The organism is Kribbella sp. CCNWLW201 (assembly GCF_037203805.1).
Taxonomy (GTDB): domain Bacteria; phylum Actinomycetota; class Actinomycetes; order Propionibacteriales; family Kribbellaceae; genus Kribbella.
In genome coordinates this window covers 59,251-75,344 of sequence record NZ_JBBCBQ010000014.1, presented here as the reverse complement: position 1 = coordinate 75,344, position 16,094 = coordinate 59,251, and the positions used below count along the sequence as shown (strand labels likewise).

14 protein-coding genes are annotated in these 16,094 nt (G+C 68.4%); 8 read left to right on the top strand and 6 right to left on the bottom strand.

What is annotated here, in order from left to right:
* Window positions 1–9: 9 nt before the first annotated feature.
* Together V9K99_RS38725 and V9K99_RS38720 are read right to left on the bottom strand one after the other, a co-directional pair.
* Window positions 10–1,854 carry a LamG-like jellyroll fold domain-containing protein gene (locus V9K99_RS38725; RefSeq protein ID WP_337008556.1) on the bottom strand — a complete coding sequence of 615 codons (1,845 nt, stop codon included), beginning with the start codon at window positions 1,852–1,854 and terminating at the stop codon, window positions 10–12.
* A 70-nt stretch (window positions 1,855–1,924) separates the two neighbouring features.
* Window positions 1,925–2,374: an NUDIX hydrolase gene (locus V9K99_RS38720; protein WP_337008558.1), complete on the bottom strand. Its 450-nt coding sequence runs from the start codon at window positions 2,372–2,374 to the stop codon at window positions 1,925–1,927.
* Between the two features lie 775 nt (window positions 2,375–3,149).
* On the opposite strand from V9K99_RS38720, the gene V9K99_RS38715 reads away from it, so the two are divergent.
* The 3 genes from V9K99_RS38715 (at window position 3,150) to V9K99_RS38705 (ending at window position 6,919) form a co-directional block, all read left to right on the top strand.
* Entirely contained in the window at window positions 3,150–3,836 is a 687-nt protein-coding gene (locus V9K99_RS38715; RefSeq protein ID WP_337008560.1) for a hypothetical protein, read from the top strand.
* Window positions 3,833–4,012: a hypothetical protein gene (locus V9K99_RS38710; protein ID WP_337008562.1), complete on the top strand. Its 180-nt coding sequence runs from the start codon at window positions 3,833–3,835 to the stop codon at window positions 4,010–4,012. Before V9K99_RS38715 ends, V9K99_RS38710 begins: the two co-directional genes overlap by 4 nt.
* A gap of 123 nt (window positions 4,013–4,135) precedes the next feature.
* On the top strand, window positions 4,136–6,919 hold the full coding sequence (locus V9K99_RS38705; protein ID WP_337008564.1) for a helix-turn-helix transcriptional regulator: 2,784 nt from the start codon (window positions 4,136–4,138) through the stop codon (window positions 6,917–6,919).
* 43 nt (window positions 6,920–6,962) lie between these two features.
* Here the strand turns inward: V9K99_RS38705 and V9K99_RS38700 are convergent, their stop codons facing one another.
* Window positions 6,963–7,358: a RidA family protein gene (locus V9K99_RS38700; protein ID WP_337008566.1), complete on the bottom strand. Its 396-nt coding sequence runs from the start codon at window positions 7,356–7,358 to the stop codon at window positions 6,963–6,965.
* Window positions 7,359–7,526: 168 nt separating this feature from the next.
* On the opposite strand from V9K99_RS38700, the gene V9K99_RS38695 reads away from it, so the two are divergent.
* Window positions 7,527–8,066 carry a DinB family protein gene (locus V9K99_RS38695; RefSeq protein ID WP_337008568.1) on the top strand — a complete coding sequence of 180 codons (540 nt, stop codon included), beginning with the start codon at window positions 7,527–7,529 and terminating at the stop codon, window positions 8,064–8,066.
* Here V9K99_RS38695 and V9K99_RS38690 read toward each other — a convergent pair.
* Window positions 8,040–9,518, bottom strand: coding sequence for a glycoside hydrolase family 32 protein (locus V9K99_RS38690; protein ID WP_337008571.1), 1,479 nt, complete (start codon window positions 9,516–9,518; stop codon window positions 8,040–8,042). The two genes, V9K99_RS38695 and V9K99_RS38690, sit on opposite strands and share 27 nt — an antisense overlap.
* Window positions 9,515–10,594, bottom strand: a complete 1,080-nt coding sequence (locus tag V9K99_RS38685) for a LacI family DNA-binding transcriptional regulator (protein WP_337008573.1) — start codon at window positions 10,592–10,594, stop codon at window positions 9,515–9,517. Before V9K99_RS38685 ends, V9K99_RS38690 begins: the two co-directional genes overlap by 4 nt.
* A 162-nt stretch (window positions 10,595–10,756) precedes the next feature.
* Here V9K99_RS38685 and V9K99_RS38680 point away from each other — a divergent pair, with 162 nt between their 5' ends.
* The 4 genes from V9K99_RS38680 to V9K99_RS38665 are packed head-to-tail and all read left to right on the top strand — an operon-like array spanning window position 10,757 to window position 15,280.
* Window positions 10,757–12,163: an ABC transporter substrate-binding protein gene (locus V9K99_RS38680; protein WP_337008575.1), complete on the top strand. Its 1,407-nt coding sequence runs from the start codon at window positions 10,757–10,759 to the stop codon at window positions 12,161–12,163.
* Window positions 12,163–13,095, top strand: a complete 933-nt coding sequence (locus tag V9K99_RS38675; protein WP_337008577.1) for a carbohydrate ABC transporter permease — start codon at window positions 12,163–12,165, stop codon at window positions 13,093–13,095. The genes V9K99_RS38680 and V9K99_RS38675 overlap by 1 nt, the downstream gene beginning before the upstream one ends.
* The gene (locus V9K99_RS38670; protein ID WP_337008579.1) at window positions 13,092–13,937 is read left to right on the top strand and encodes a carbohydrate ABC transporter permease; all 846 of its coding nucleotides are present in this window, start codon (window positions 13,092–13,094) and stop codon (window positions 13,935–13,937) included. The genes V9K99_RS38675 and V9K99_RS38670 overlap by 4 nt, the downstream gene beginning before the upstream one ends.
* Complete coding sequence (locus tag V9K99_RS38665) at window positions 13,934–15,280, top strand: glycoside hydrolase family 32 protein (RefSeq protein WP_337008581.1); 1,347 nt, start codon at window positions 13,934–13,936, stop codon at window positions 15,278–15,280. The genes V9K99_RS38670 and V9K99_RS38665 overlap by 4 nt, the downstream gene beginning before the upstream one ends.
* Before the next feature lie 8 nt (window positions 15,281–15,288).
* On the opposite strand, the gene V9K99_RS38660 is transcribed toward V9K99_RS38665, so the two are convergent.
* A complete protein-coding gene (locus V9K99_RS38660) occupies window positions 15,289–16,080 on the bottom strand; it encodes an alpha/beta fold hydrolase (RefSeq protein WP_337008583.1) in 792 nt (263 codons plus the stop codon).
* Between the last annotated feature and the right edge of the window lie 14 nt (window positions 16,081–16,094).

Sequence of the window (16,094 nt, the reverse complement as noted above, 5' to 3'; positions counted from 1 at the left end):
CGGTACGGATCAGGCGTTCAGGAACTGTGACGGCTCGAGGGCACGGGTGACGATGCGGAGCTCGCCGATGTGGCCGGCGAAGGCCTGCTCGATCACGTTGTCGTAGTGGTTCGCGCCGACCAGCCACGGCTTGCCCGCGGTCGCGAGCCCGTTCGACGGAGTCGCCGGGTTGCGGAGCAGCGGCGACGAGTCGACGTACAGGGTGGAATGCCGTCCGTCGTTGACGACCGCGAGGTGGAACCACCGGCCGGCGACCTGCTCGTGGCCCCAGTTGGTGAAGGTGTCGTTGCGGTCGAGCGGGTACACCGCCCACTGCAGTTGACGGCCGCCGGAGAACGCGAGGTTGACGACCGGCTCGGACGGGTCGCTGCCGGTCTTGCCCGCGTCCGCGCCGGTGCCCATCCGGCTGAGCAGGCCCTCCCACGAGTGATCCGCGTCGTCGTCGGCCAGCTTCACGAAGGCCTCGATCGTGTAACCCTTGGTGAACGTCATCGCGTTGAGCGGCGCGTTGTCCGCCGTACGCAGGTATCCGCCCCGAGCCGGGTTCTTGCCGCCGGCAAACAACCAGCTGGCGTGCCCGGGCTGGTCCGGGTGGAACTCTGTGGACGCGGAGATCCCGTTGGCGGACAACTGGGCCCGGGTCAGGTGGTTGCCTTGACCCGAGTGGTCGGTGACCTGGTCCGAGAGCGGCCCGTCGAATCTCCAGTACGCCGCCGTACCCGGGATGACCAACTGCTTGGCCGGCCGGGCCGGGCGGACCGGAATCGGGGCGAACCCGGCGAACCGTTGGTCGAAGTCGATCGGCACGCTGAACCGGTTGGTGTCGTCGGTCAGCTCGATCTCGCCCTCGGCCAACTCACTGCGCCGGGCCGGGTCCTGGTCGAGGATCCACGGCGCGATCGTCTCGACGTCGATCGTGTTCCGGGCCAGGTCGAAGTGGTAGAGCCGGATCATCGCCGACCCGCCGTAGTACCGGTCCTGGTAGTTGGTCAGGTGCAGGTGGACGTCGTTGCCGGCGGCATTCTTCCGGATGGTCCGGCCGGGGGGCCAGAAGTGCCCGTTCAGGGTGAGGAAGATCTGATCGTTGCCCTGGATGAGCTGGTCCCAGACGCGGTTGCCGTGGCCAGTGAAGTACGCCGTTGGGTTGCCGTGGTCGGCGTTCACCAGCTCATGGGTCGTGAGGATGACCGGCAGCCGCGGGTGCGCCGCGATCACCCCGCGGGCCCAGGCGAAACTCGCGTCGGACGGCCGCCAGTCCATGGCCAGCAGCAACCATTGCCGGCCGGCCGCGCGGAACACGTGGTAGCTGTTGTAGCCGTTCTGCGTGGAGCCGCCGTACGTCGTGATCCGGCGGAACCGCTGCGGCCCGAAGGTCCGCAGGTACGGCGAATCGCCCCGAGTGTCGTCCTTGGACGCGTCGATGTCGTGGTTGCCGGCCAGGACGGAGTACGGCATCCGGGCCCGGTCGAGGATCTGGAACACCGGATCGGCCTGGGCGAACTCGGACGCCTGCGCGTTCTCGACCACGTCGCCTAGGTGCGCGGTGAACACGATGTTCTCGGCCGAGCGCTGCTCGATCAGATACTCGAAGCTCGCGATCAGCGGCGCCGCGTCGCCACGGTCGAGGTCGAACAGGTACTGCGTGTCGGGTACGACGGCCAGCGTGAAGCGCGGGTGCTCGGTGTCGATCCTGGATCCGGTCGTTGCTGCGGCCGTCTTCGCGTCGGCCTCTCCGGCGCTCAGCACACCAGGTGCGATCACCGCACCGGCGCCGAGTGCGCCCGCTTGCAGGAGCCGCCGCCGGCTCGTCCCGTCGTACCGCTCGTCCATGCCGCCTCCAGGGTTCTCTGACACAGCAGGGAACTCTAAAGCGGTTCAGCCCCGTGAATGGTGAACAGGAGAAGAAACCTGGACGTGCGGCGGATCAGAAGCCGTGCGTGATGACAGGTGGTACGCCGCCGCCGTACAGGCCGGCCAGGACACGGGCCTCGTGTGGCACGACCGGATCGGGCAGTTCGTCGAGCGCGAACCAGTCGAGGCCGTCGGCCTTCCCCGGCTCCATCAGCCGCGGCTCGCCGGTCCACTTCGACGCGGTGAAGAAGAAGTCGACCCGCTCGTCGATCGGATCCCCGTTCGCACCGGTCCGATGCATCGCGGTGACCGGCACCAGGTCGGCCGGATCGATCTCCACCCCGGCCTCCTCCCGAGCCTCCCGGACCGCCGCCTCGAACACCGACTCACCCTGCTCGACATGGCCCGCCAGCACCGCCCAGTGCCCGTCCATGTACCCGGTGTTGGCCCGCAGCAACAACAACACCTCATCCGCCCGCCGCAACACCACATAAGCCGCCGGCACCACCCGAAACCGATCCATACGAGCACCCTAATCAGCCCCACCGACACCACCAGAACCCGCCCAAACGCCACCGCCCTCCGGCGGGCCCGCGAACTGGGGTTGTGGATCGGCGTGCTGGGCGGGCGGACCGTGACAGCCGGCTGCCGTCGAAGGACACCGCCTTCGGAGGCGGCTGCCGCCTCCGGCCGGTGCGCGGACTGGTGTTGCGGATCGGCGTGCTGGGCGGGCGGACCGTGACAGCCGGCTGCCGTCGAAGGACACCGCCTTCGGAGGCGGCTGCCGCCGCCGGCCGGTGCGCGGACTGGTGTTGCGGATCGGCGTGTTCGGCGGCCGGACTGTGGAGAGCGGTCGGCGGCGCAGGACAACACCTTCGGGGTCGGCTGACCGCCTGCGGCGGTGTGGCGCCCCACCGTGGAGAGGAGGCGGCGTAATCGGCGGCCCGGCTGGTGCACAGCTGGCCAGCGGCCCAACGAGTCCGCCCTCGGCGGCGGCTGTTCTTTGATCACCTCCGGCCTCGGGGCGCCCGCCGTGGAGACAAACCGGCGCGATGGGCGAATGCAGATGGTGTGTGGTGGGGCCGAAGGACAGGACATGTGCGCCGGGGGAATGGTTGGGTAGGCGGGTCCACGCGGGGCCGAGGCACTTCACGTCGTATACCTCCTGTCCTTCGGCCCACTCTGGCAGCGGGCCGGCGCGTGGGGGCCCACTCTCACCGAACCGGATCAGGTCCTGGCACAACTCCGTAACCAGGCTTCCGACGGAGGTAGGTTGCAGCCCTGTGGAAGGAGGATTTGTGGGCGCCATGAACTCTGAACCTGACTACCTGGAAGCGCTGGCTCAGTTTGCAGGTATGTCTGGGGCTGATCTGGCCGATGAGCACGTTCGCTGGCAGGTCTACAGTCGGGTTCTTCCTCTGCCTGCGGCGCGAGACCCGCTGCGGGTGGCGCTGTCCGTTGAGCTGGTGCGCAGTCTGGCCTCAGCTGTGGTGGTGGAGATGTTCGGCCACCTGTCGCCGGGCGACCGCGCTGACTGGGTAGCGCTTCTGCCGCCCGAGTCGCGGGCGTTTCCTGCGCAACGCATGGCGGAGCTGGAGATCATCGACCGGTACCAGACTCGCCCGCACGAGACCACTGCGACGGACGTCGCGGCTTGGTCGGACTGGCTTCAACGGCAGATCGCCAGCACGACGTTTGCGCCGGCCGTCCTCGGTGAACTCGCCGCCGAAGGTCGTACCAAGCGAATCCGGGCGATCGCCGCGAGACGACTGGCTGCTGTCCGAACGGAGACCACTGCCCGCGCCGATGCGACTTTCCGCGCTCTCGTCGAGGCCATCATCGAGACAGCCGACGCGTCGGTCGGCGTCGAGGCGCTCGAGCCCGGCCTCGAGCGCGCACTCCAGCTGGTGCGACAGAACCCAGACCAGCGCCCACAGTTCGAAGCCGAGCTCATCTCCTTGCTCAGCCCCTCAAAGCAGGCGTGATTGAGCTGGTCTCCTTCCTGATGCACGAGCTTCGTTGGCCGGCCGTCGAGCTCGCGATCCGCGAAGGGCTCGCCGGTCCTCCCGATGTCAGCACCGTCCGCCACTACTCGGCGATGCTCGACTCCTTCTCCGATGCGTGGCGAGACCGCGACCTCTACGCGCGATTCGAGGACTGAGCGCGGCTCGTCTGCACACTTGTCCGTAGTCGGCCGAGCGGCGTCGCGATTTGTGAGCTGACCGAATACCGTTCTGCCAGGGCCTGCCTCCGGTGGCGGCCGAGGAGCGGCACAAGGAGGCTGATGAACACGACCCGGCTGCCGCAGCTGGTCGGTCGGCATCGTGAATGCGCGGTGCTGGACGACCTGCTGGCCGGTTTGCGTGCGGGCGACTCCGCCGTGTGCGCGATCCGGGGCGAGGCGGGTGTCGGGAAGTCCGTGTTGCTGGAGTACGTCGCCGCTCGCGCCTCGGAGGTCACGGTGACCCGGGCGCAAGGCATCGAGGCCGACATGGAGCTGGCCTACGCGAGCCTGCACCAGTTGTGCGCGCCGTTCCTTTCCGTGATCGACGGACTTCCGGGCCCGCAGCGCAACGCCCTGCAGGTCGCGTTCGGTATGGCGGCGGGCGACACTCCGGACCGCTTCCTGGTCGGGCTGGCCGTGTTGAACCTGCTCACCCGGGCCTCCGAAACCCGGCCCGTGCTCGTCGTCGTCGACGACGCCCAATGGCTCGACCAGGTGTCCCTTCTGACTCTCGAGTTCGTGGCCCGTCGACTGCTGGCCGAGGCCGTCGCCATGGTGTTCGCGGTGCGCGACCCCGCGGGGGAGTCCGCGCTGATCGGGCTTCCGGAGTTGCTGGTCGGCGGTCTGGACCCGGTCGCGGCCGGCGAGTTGCTGGAGGCGGCGGTCGACGGGCGACTGGAGGAGCGGGTCCGGGACCGGCTCGTGGCCGAGACGCGCGGGAACCCGTTGGCGCTGCTGGAGCTCTCTCGCGGTCGCAGTGCGGCCGAATTGGCGTACGGCGTGGAGTCGGCCGACCCGGGCTCGGTGTCGAACCGGGTCGAGCAGGACTTCGCCCGCCGGCTGGGCACGCTTCCGACGCAGACCCGGACGCTGCTGCTGATCGCGGCCGCGGAACCGGTCGGCGACACTCGGTTGCTCGTCAAGGCGGCCGACGTACTGGGCATCACGCCCGATACTGCACCGGCCAAGGCGGCCGGGCTGATCGAGTTCGGTGAGTCCGTGCGGTTCCGGCACCCGCTGGCGCGGTCTGCGGTCTACCGCGAGGCGGACCCCGACGAACGCCGTACTGTGCACCGCGCGCTGGCGACGGCCACTGATCCAGTCCTGGAGCCGGACCGTCGGGCCTGGCACGCCGCGCAGGCATCCGACGGACCGGACGAGGAGGTGGCCGCCGGGCTGGAGCAGGCCGCCGACCGAGCCAGGCAGCGCGGCGGCATGGCCGCTGAGGCAGTCCTGCTCGAGCGCGCCGCCGTACTGACGCCGGACCCGTGGCAGCGCGGCCGCCGGGCCCTTGCCGCGGCCGAGGCGCACTTCTCGGCCGCCGCTCCGGATCGCGCCACTGAGATGGCCTTCCTTGCCGACGTCTGTCCGCTCAGCCCGCTGGACCGGGCACGGCTGGCTCGTCTGCGTGCCCGCATGCTCTTCGCCCGGAGCAGGAGCGACGAGGCGGCGCCGCTGCTGTTGGAGGCAGCCGCACAGTTCGCTGCCGCGGGCTCCCCGCTGGAGCGGGAGACGTACCTCGAGGCGATCAGCGCCACGGTCTTCGCAGGTCGGGTGCATGGTCCGGCCGGTGCCCGTGCCGCAGCGATCGCCGCCCGCGCATCCGGTACGGCGGCATCGAGCTCCGACCCGTCCGACCTGCTTCTGGACGGGGTGGCCACGCTTCTCGCCGACGATTACGAGCGAGGGGTTCCGGCGCTGCGCAGGGCCTTCGAGCCGTTCGCACATGAGGAGCTCGACGGCCGGGAGGCGACGATGCGCTGGCTCCTCCTGGTGCCGGTAGCCCTGGAGTCCTTCATCCACCATGCCTGGGACCTGCCCGCCTGGGACACGCTGGCAACTCGCGCGGTACGCCTGGCGCGTGAGATCGGCGCTCTCGGCGTACTGCCGCCTGCGCTCATCTACGCCGGCGGCGTACACATCCACCACGGAGACTTCGCGGCGGCCACCAGGATGATCGAGGAGGCCGACACGATCGCCGCCGCGACCGGCCAGGCCCCGCATACCTATGCGGCGCTCGTCCTGGCCGCGTGGCGTGGCGAGGAGGAGGCTGCCGCCCCCATCATCGAGGAGGCCCGGGTGAGCGCCACGCAGCGGGGCGAGGTCTCGCTACTCGGAGTCACCGGCTACGTCCAGGGCGTCCTGTACAACGGCCTGGGGCGCTACGACCAGGCCCTCGTCGCCGCGTGGGCGGGCATCGACCACGATGGGTTCAACTTCACGGGCTTGTCGTTGGTCGAGCATGTCGAGGCCGCGACCCGTTGTGGGGAACTCACCCAGGCCAGGGAGTCTCTCGCCCGGCTGGTCGAGCTCACGCGCGCCGCCGACACCGGGTGGGCCCGTGGCATCAGCGCGCGCAGCCAGGCACTGCTCAGCGACGGGGAGGAGGCCGACCGCCTGTATCGGACCGCCTTGGAACAGCTCAACCAAGACCGCGTGATGGTCGAGGTGGCGCGCACCCACCTGCTCTACGGCGAGTGGCTCCGTCAGACCCGGCGCCGGGCCGAGGCGCGCGACCAGCTCCGGATCGCCCACCGGATGTACGACGGAATGCGTGCCACCGCCTTCGCAGAACGGGCCCGGCGCGAGCTGCTTGCAACCGGTGAGCGCGTCCGGACCCGGACCACCGAACCGGCAAGCAGCCTCACTCCGCAGGAGGCTCAGATCGCTGCCCTCGCCGCTAGCGGGATGACAAACCCGAAGATCGGCGCCGAGCTGTTCCTCAGCCCTCACACCGTCGAGTGGCACCTCCGCAAGGTCTACTCAAAGCTCGACATCACCTCCCGCCGGCACCTCCCCGCAGCCCTCGCGTCCGCTGGCCCAAACCCCTCAGCCCCCGCCTGACCCCGCTACTCGTGCCGGTTCAACCGGCACGAGTAGCGTCGCATCACGCGACGGCGGTGGCCTCGAGTTCGACCAGTTGGCCCGGGATTGCCAGCCGTGTCACCCCGAGCATCGTGGTGGTCGGCGCCACCTCGGCGGCGCCCAATCGCGACGCCAGCACCCCGTAGTGCTGGAAAAGCAGGTCGACATCAGTGGTGTAGACGTTGAGCCGGACGAGGTTCGAGAGAGACATGCCGGCCTCGCCGAGCACGGCCTCCACGTTGTCGAGGCTCAACGCCAACTGTGCCGCCATGTCCCCGTCATGCTGCGGCTTGCCGTCGCCGTCCATCGCGGTCTGCCCGGAGCAGTACAGCGTCCGGGCATGCCCCGAGACGACCTCCCCCTGGTTGAACCCCATCTCCATCGACCACGTCACCGGGTTCACTGCCGTTCGTTCCATTGCCACCTCAGATCCACTCGATTCATCAGAAGTACGACGCCTGCCGGCTCGGTAACCGCCATCGGCGACGTCGTGGAAGCGAGCCTCCCAACAAACCACGACACCCTCTGTCGTGTATGCCGAGAGAACTTCGTCTGGTCGACCTGAGGTGGTCATAGGCTGCCGGACGTGACCGACTTAGACGACCAGGGTCGGCCGGAGCCTCCGCTTGCGTCGGATGAGGTGGAGACTCTGGTGGGGTTTCTGGAGTACCAGCGGGCGACGTTTGCCTGGAAGTGCTCCGGGCTGGACGCGGCCGGGCTGCAGGCGACCGTGGGCGCTTCGTCGATGACGCTGGGCGGGATGCTCAAGCATTTGGCGTACTACGAGGACCACTGGTTCTCCCATCGCATGCGGGGGAACGCGCGCCAGGCGATGTGGAACGACGACTACTGGGACGCCGACCCCGACTGGGAGTGGAACTCGGCCGCCCAGGACCGCCCGGAGGACCTGCACACCCTCTGGCAGGACGCGGTGGCCCGCTCCCGCGATCTCCTCTCCGAGACCCTGGCCGACGGCGGCCTCGACCAGCCGGCACGGCGTAGCCTGCCGGACGGTCGCATGCCCAGCGTGCGCTGGATCGTGGTTCACATGATCGAGGAGTACGCCCGGCACAACGGTCACGCCGACCTCATCCGGGAGTCAGTCGACGGCCTTGTCGGCGAGTGACGCGCCATCGACGCGAGTTGAGACGGTGAAGTCGATGAGTTCGATCGTGCCGTCGGTGACGAAGAGGCCCAGGCGGCCTTGGCGGTGGCCGTAAAGGCGGAAGCTCAGCGCGACGGATTGGTCGACCACGACTTGGCCGGTGGTCGCTTCCACCAGAACCTCCACGGTGTGGCGGCCGGGTGGGAGTCGGCAGGGCCGTTCGAGTTCCACGGCATGCGGGACGTCGCCTTCGACCTGCCACTGAGCCGGACCGGTTCGCCTGCGCGGCCAGCGGTCGAAGACGATCCGGCCGCGTTCGGGCTCGAGCCGGATGATGGCGGCTTCCTCACCGTCGGTGGTGGAGTGCAGCAGAAGTCCGAACGCCTGCGTACCGGCGGCCACCTCGACCGTGAGCGTGATCATGCACCGTTCGGGAAGCGGGTCGCCGATCCAGGCGGCGTACCGATCGGCAGCTCCTGAGCCGGGCTCGGCTGCCGCACCGTCGATCGGTGCCAACGAGACGGGACGTGGGTCGGAGTGGGCCGCGAGAATCTCCACCGGGAACGCGAACGCGAGACCGCCGTCGTCCTCCTGGTGCGCCTCCAGGACCGCGAGTTCGCCGGCCCACTGCCACGCACCGGCATCGGATTCCCCTTGTTTTGTGGGGATCCAGCCGATGAAGAAGCGCCGGCCTTGATGCTCGACCGACTTGGCTGCGTAGAACGCGCGCCCGTCGACGGTGTCGCGGCTGGGCGCGAGCCACGGGCCTTCGGGTTGGCGGGCGATCCGGTAGCGCGTCTGGAATGCGTCGCTGAACTCGGAGTACACCAGGTACCACCAGTCGCCCCACTGGAACACGTCGGGACATTCCTGAGTGATGAACCGGTGTGGCTTCCACAGTGGCTCCGCGAGCGTCCAGTGCTCCAAGTCCTGCGAGGTCAGCCGGGCGACGACACCGCAGCGCCGATCCAGACCGTCGGCGTACCGCGCCGCCAGCACCATCTGCCACGGTTCATCGGGGGCCGGACGGAACACGAAGGGATCTCGCCAGTCCTGGGGCCGGTATCCCGGCGGCGCGCCGAAGGTGTGTTCGGGCTGCTTCTTCCACTGTTTCGGATCACCGTCACTGGTCGCGTGGCACACAACCTGGAACGAGCCGTCCGGCGTACCTCGGCGCGGGTTGTGGCCGGTGTAGAACAGGTGCAGCTGGTCGCCGTCGGCGATCACGCTCCCGGTGTAGCAGTCGAAGTCGACGGCATCCCTGTCTCCACCCGGCAGTACGACGCCATGATCGGTGAAATGCACGAAGTCGGTCGTCGACACCAACGCCCACGGCATTCCGCTCGGGCCTGCTGTCGGGTCGTCCGGACGCTCGTCCAGCAAGTAGAACAGCCAGATGCGACCGGCGTGGCTGAAGGGGATGACGTCACCGACATAGCCACGCCCAGGACGCCAGTGGAGGGCGTCGATCATGTACGGCGCCTCGCCGCCGGATCCGGGCGTGGTCGACGCCGACGCTTTGGGGGGTCGCCGACCGAGTCCCGCTCGATCAGCTCGCAGTCGACGATCACCCGCTCAGGCGCGCCTTCGGGATCGGCCAGTAGCAACTCCCCGGCGCGGCGGCCGAGCATCAGGTGGGGCAACGCGGCAGTGGTCAGGCCGGGCCGGACCTGGTCCGCGACGTCGGGCTGATCGTCGAAGCCGACGATGCTGACGTCGCGCGGGCACTCCAGCCCCATGGCGTGCAGTGCCAGCAGTGCCCCGATGGCCATTCGGTCGTTCCCACAGACGAGCGCTGTCGAACCATGCTCGGTCACCACCTCGGACGCCAGGTCGTAACCGGATCCGATCGAGTAGTCGCCGTACCGCTGCACCAGATCGGCCGGCCGCAGACCCGCCTCGCGGGCCGCATCGGCGAAGCCCCGCCGGCGTTCCTTGCAGGCGTAGTCGTTGCGCGGGCCGCCGATGAAGGCCACCTCGCGATGTCCGCGGGTGAACACCGATGCAGCCGCCGCACGACCGCCGCCGTACTCGTCGGCGAGCAGGACCGTGTCGGCCGCACCCTCCTCCGGCCAGCAGTTGACGAAGATCGTCCGCGTACCGTCCAGCCGCGGGCTCCGGTGCAGCGGCTCGGGCGACAGAGAGGCGTACATGATCGCCGCGACGCCCTGCGCCACCAGGCTCGCGACCGCCCCGTCACCCTTGTCCGGGTCGCCCGTCGTGTCGACGACCATGCACACGTAGCCGGCGGGCTGGACGACCTGCTGGATTCCGAGCACGATCAGACCGGCGTACGGCTGGGAGACGATTCCGTTCGTCACCACGCCAACCGTGAAGGACCGGTTCGACCGCAGCAGTTGCGCGGCCCGGTTCGGTACGAAGTCGAGCTCGGCCGCGGCCTGCAGCACCCGGCGCCGGGTCTCCTCGGCGACCGCGACGTCGCGGCGGTCGTTCAGGACGAACGAGACGGTGGGCTGGGACACCCCCGCGCGGCGCGCGACATCGGTCATCGTGATGCGCTTCGGCCGGTCGGCCGGCTGCTTCGCCATGGTCCCCCTTCAGCAGGGCGGCGTCGTCGCCGCGGTCGCACAATTCAATATCACAGCACGGGCCAATACGTATTGACCCTCACCGTACACCGCTGCTACGGTCACCGGTCAATACGTATTGGGTGGCGCGCCGGGCCACTCATCGGTCAAGGAGGCAGACCCATGACAGGCATCCATTCACCGGGTAGCTCGATCGCTCGCCGTACCCTGCTGAAGGCCGGAGCCGGCGGCCTCACGCTGGCCGCGCTGGCCGATCTGGTCGCCTGCGGCAACAGCGGCGGCGGCTCGTCGTCGAAGACACTCAAGATGCTGTACTTCGGTGAGCAGGCGAGCGCGACCGAACTCCAGAACAGGTTGCAGCCGCAGATCACCAAGCTGGACTCGACCATCAAGTTCGAGATCTCGGCCATCAACGGCACCGACTGGAACGACTTCCTGGCCAAGGTGCTCACCCAGATCGCCGCCGGCACCCCGCCCGACATCATCAGCGTCGCCACCGAGGGCCTGCAGTTGATGGCGTCGAAGGAGCTGGCGGTCCCGCTCGACGACTACGTCACCAAGGACCTGGACGCGCTGAAGGACTACTTCGCCGACATCCACCCGGCGCTGGTCGAATCGATGATGTACCAGGGCCACCTGTGGGAGCTGCCGGACAGCTTCAACGCCGGGAACATGTTCTACAGCACCAGCCTGTTCCAGCGCGCCGGGGTCGCGCCGCCGAGCGAGGACTGGACGCTCGACGACTTCGAGTCGGCCGCGACCAAGATCGCCAAGTTCAAGGGCATCAACGCCTTCGGCTGGGTCGTCCGGCTGTGGGGCAGCTGGACGTCGTTCATGTACGCCAACAACGCCAACCTGCTGGAGGAGGGCAAGTACGACGGCGGCGACTGGCTGTGGAGCAAGGCGTACGCCGGCAACCCGGCCGCGGCGGGTCGTCAGGGCGGCTGGAAGTGGGGCGCGCCCACCGCCAACTCCGAGGGCACCGTCGAGGCGCTCAACTACATGATCGAGCTGACCAAGAAGGGACTGTCACCGTCGCCCGACGTCGGTGGCGGTGGCACGCTGCAGGGCCTGTTCGCCTCGAACCGGATCGGCATGTCGATCGGCGGCGGGTTCTGGGCCGGCGGCCTGACCAACGCGGGGATGAAGAACGGCAGCTTCGACGTCACGATGTTCCCCAAGTGGAAGAGCCAACGGCACCTGTTCGGTGCGGGCGGGTACGCGATCTTCAAGTCCTCGAAGAAGAAGGATCTCGCCTGGGAGGTCCTGAAACTGCTGGTGAAGCCGGAGTCGTTCGATCTGGTCTTCCCCGGGAACGTGACGACGCCCGGCCGCAAGTCCCTGGTGACGGCCGAGCGGTACGCGAAGACCGGTCCGAAGCACTGGTCGGTGTTCTACGACACGCTGACCAAGCACCCCGAGACCGCCCCGATCCCGGCACCGCCGTACTACAACGCCCTCGCGACGGCGCTCAACCAGCGGACCACCCAGGCGATCTCCTCGGGTAACGCCAAGGAGGCCCTGGACGGACTGCAGGCCGACCTGGAGAAGGCTGCGGGGGCCAGCTGATGTCTGCCGTCACCGCTGAGGTGCGGGCCACCGCGACGAAGCGGCGAGGGCATCCCTCCTCCCACCGGGAGGCCCCGTTCGGCTTCGCGATGATCGGGCTGTCCGTCCTGTTCGTCGCGGTGTTCACCGCCATCCCGATCGTCGCCTCGCTCGGGCTGTCGTTCTTCTCCTGGGACGTCATTTCGAACCCCGAGTTCGTCGGGCTGGAGAACTACCAACGGCTGCTCCACGACGGCCCGGTCCTCAAGTCCTTCGGCGTGACGCTCGGTATGTCGCTCGCCATCGTCGTACTCCAGCTGACCATCGGCCTCGGCCTGGCGGTCCTGGTCAACCAGCGCAAGCTGGTGTGGGTGCGGACCCTGTTCCGGACCGCGTTCTACCTGCCCCTGCTGGCGTCGACAGCCGCCGTGTCGATCTTCATGGGTTACCTGTTCGACTACAAGTTCGGGGTCGTCAACTACTACCTCGGGCTGCTCGGGATCTCGAACGTGCCCTGGCTGACCAGCGGGTTCGGCGCGGCCGCCACCATCGTGCTGATCACGGTGTGGCAACAGGCCGGGTTCACGTTCGTCCTGTTCGTCGCGGCCTTGATGTCGGTACCCAACGACGTCCTGGAGGCCGCGCAGATCGACGGCGCCGGTGGCCTGCGCACCCTGTTCGGGATCAAGATCCCGCTCATCAGCCCGACCATCCTGTTCGCGGCAGTGGTCGCCCTGATCAATGCGATGCAGCTGTTCGACCAGCCGTACATCATGACCAAGGGCGGGCCGGGGTCGGCGACCACGACGGTCACGATCGCGATGTACCAGAAGGGCTTCCAGAACCTGCAGTTCGGGTACGGCTCGGCGATCGCCATCGTCTTGCTGGCGGCGATCCTGGTCATCACCGGGCTGCAGTTCCTCGCGGCACGGAAGCTGGTGTTCTACCAATGAGCACGATCCAGACGACAACTTCGATCGCCCGGGTCGGCCGGATCGCCGGCATCGCGGTACTGATCGTCGCGGCAATGGTTGCCCTCGGCCCGTTGCTCTGGACGGTCACCACCTCGCTGCGGACGCCGGCCGAGGCGTTCAGCAACCCACCCCAGTGGATCCCGTTCCACCCGGACTTCTCCAACTACAGCGCGGTGTTCGACCGGATCCCGATCGGCCGGTTCTTCGTCAACAGCCTGATCGTGACCGGGCTGATCGTGGTCGGCCAGACCATCACCTGCACGCTGTCCGGCTACGCGTTCGCAATGGTGAACTTCCCCGGCCGCTCGGTGATCTTCGCGATCTTCCTGGCGACCATGATGGTCCCGCTGCAGACGATCATCATCCCGGTGTTCGTGATCATCCGGTACCTCGGGCTGTCGGACAGTCCGATGTCCCTGGTGGTGTCAGCGCTCGGCAGCGCGTTCGGCACGTTCCTGATGCGCCAGTACTTCATGCAGATGCCCAAGGAACTCGGCGAGGCGGCCCGGATCGACGGCGCGGGCCATTTCCAGACGTTCCTGCTGATCTACGCCAAGATGGCCGGCCCGGCGATCGCCACCCTCGCGATCCTGAACTTCTCCGCCTTCTGGGCAGAGTTCTACCGGCCGCTGATCTTCCTGCAGTCCCAGGACAACTTCACGTTGCCGCTCGGACTGGTCGGCCTGCAAGGGAACTTGGGCACCGGATCGATCTCGGTGGTACTGGCAGGCGTGGTGCTCGCCATCCTGCCGAGCGTAGTGCTGTTCATCGTCGCGCAGAGGTACTTCATCGCAGGAATCACGGCAGGAGCATCAAGGTGACCCAGACCCAGTCCGCGCCCCGGTCGGCCGAGACGGTGGCACACCACCGCCCGGCCTTCCATGTCCGGCCGCCCCGCGGATACATCAACGACCCGAACGGGCCGATCGAAGTGGGCAACGACGTACATCTGTATTTCCAGTCTCGTCCGACGCTCGACCTGGAGGTACCGGTCGAATGGGGTCACGCGACCTCGTCGGACTATGTGCGGTGGACTCTGCACCGACCCGCGATGGCTCCGCTGCCCGGCGGGCCGGACAGCGACGGCTGCTGGTCCGGCAACACTGTGCGGGACGGCGACCGGATCCGCGCCTTCTATTCCGGAAGGATTGACGGCCATCCTTACGAATCAGTGCTCACTGCTGTCTCCGACGACGGTGGCAACACCTTCGGTCCACCCCGCCAGTCGATCCCCGATCCGCTGCCCTCCGAACAGGCGATCATGTTCCGCGACCCGTTCGTGTGGCGTGAGCACCAGGCATGGTGGATGGCCGTCGGCGCCGGCTACGCCGACCGGGGCGCGAGCATCGCGCTGTACCGCTCGACCGACCTACAGGATTGGACGGCCGAGGGGGCGCTGGCAGAACTGCCGCGAAGCCACGCGGCCGGCGAGGATACTGGAGCCGCCTGGGAGTGCCCACAGGTACTCACGCTGGACGGTCGCCGGATTGCCGTCGTCTCGTCATGGTCACCCGAAGGTGGCCCCAGCCAGGTGCTGTCGTTCGACGTGGACACCCCCGCGAACCCCCATCGGGTCGACCATGGCACCAACTTCTACGCAGCATCGGCATTGCGGGACAGTAGATTCGGGCCCTTGCTCTTCGGCTGGCTGACCGAGGGGCGCGACAGATCCGGTTGGACCGACGGTTGGGCCGGCGTCATCTCGCTTCCCCGGGTCGTCTGGCTCGGCGCGGACTCCTCACTGCGCAGTGCACCGGTTCCGACCATCGACAGTCTCCGAACCGGATCGGCGTTGGCCGCCGACGGCGCCAGGACAACGCCGTACTGCGAGATCGAAGTACCGACCGGGTCCGGGCGAGTCGTCGTACGCTTCGGCGATCAGGAATTCCTCGAGATCGAGCTCGACGAGGCAGCCAGCACCCTCGCGATCAACCGCAGCCAGGCCGGCATCGATCCGCAGGCCCACGACGGTTGGATGCAGGCAACCGACGCGTTCGACCGGACCTCTGGGCGCCCGGCAGCCCGAGTCATTCTGGACGGCTCCGTAGTCGAGGTCTTCACCAGCGCCGGCCGCGTACTCAGTACCCGGATCTACCCGACAACCCCGCCCCCTTGGCGAATCGAAGCCCCACCCAACACGCGGCACTGGACACTCGCCCGCTGAGCCACGGCTTAGCGGTGGCGGTCGAGGAAGGTGGTGAGTTCCGCGAGGTACTGCGGGCGGTTGTCGCGGCGCACCGAATGGCCGGCGTTGGCGATGTGTACCGCGCGGAACTCGCCGGCCGCGGCTTGGGCGCAGCTCTCCGCGTAGTCGGTGGAGATCAGCGAGCCGCGTTCAATGTCCCCGTGGATCAGCAGTACCGGGCACGTTGTCGCGGCCAGCAGTTCGGTCAGCGGGACCGCTTCCTGAAACGGCAGATCGAACAGCTGCGGGTTGAGTTGTGCCTTCGACGCGGCCCAGGGCTCGAGTTCGTCCTCGGGCCAGTCGGGCTCCTCGGATCGGCCCCGCGCGATCCGTGCCGGCAGATCGAGTGCTCGGAGGTCCGCGAGCCAACTCGGCTCGGACCACGCCTGGGCCTGTTGGCCGGCCGGCGGCGCTCCCGTCGGCGGGTCCTCCAGCACCACCGCACGGACCAGGTCCGGCCTCGACGCGGCCAGGTAGGCGGCCGACATCGCGCCCATCGAGTGCCCGACCACGACCACCCCGCCGTCACTGGGCTGGCTCGACAGCACGAGGGCGGCATCGTCGCGGTGTGCGGTATAGCGCAGCGGTTCCTCGGGAAGCCCGGACTCACCGTGCCCGCGCGCGTCGATCGCAACCGCCCGAACCCCAGGCATCGCCCGGATCAACGGCTCCCAGCACTGCGCAGAGTCGGAAAACCCGTGCAGAAAAGCAACCTCAGCCGCCGCCTCCCCGGTCCGATACCACGCCAGATGCCCCGCCCTACCTCGCACACCGAACATGCCTGCGCACACTA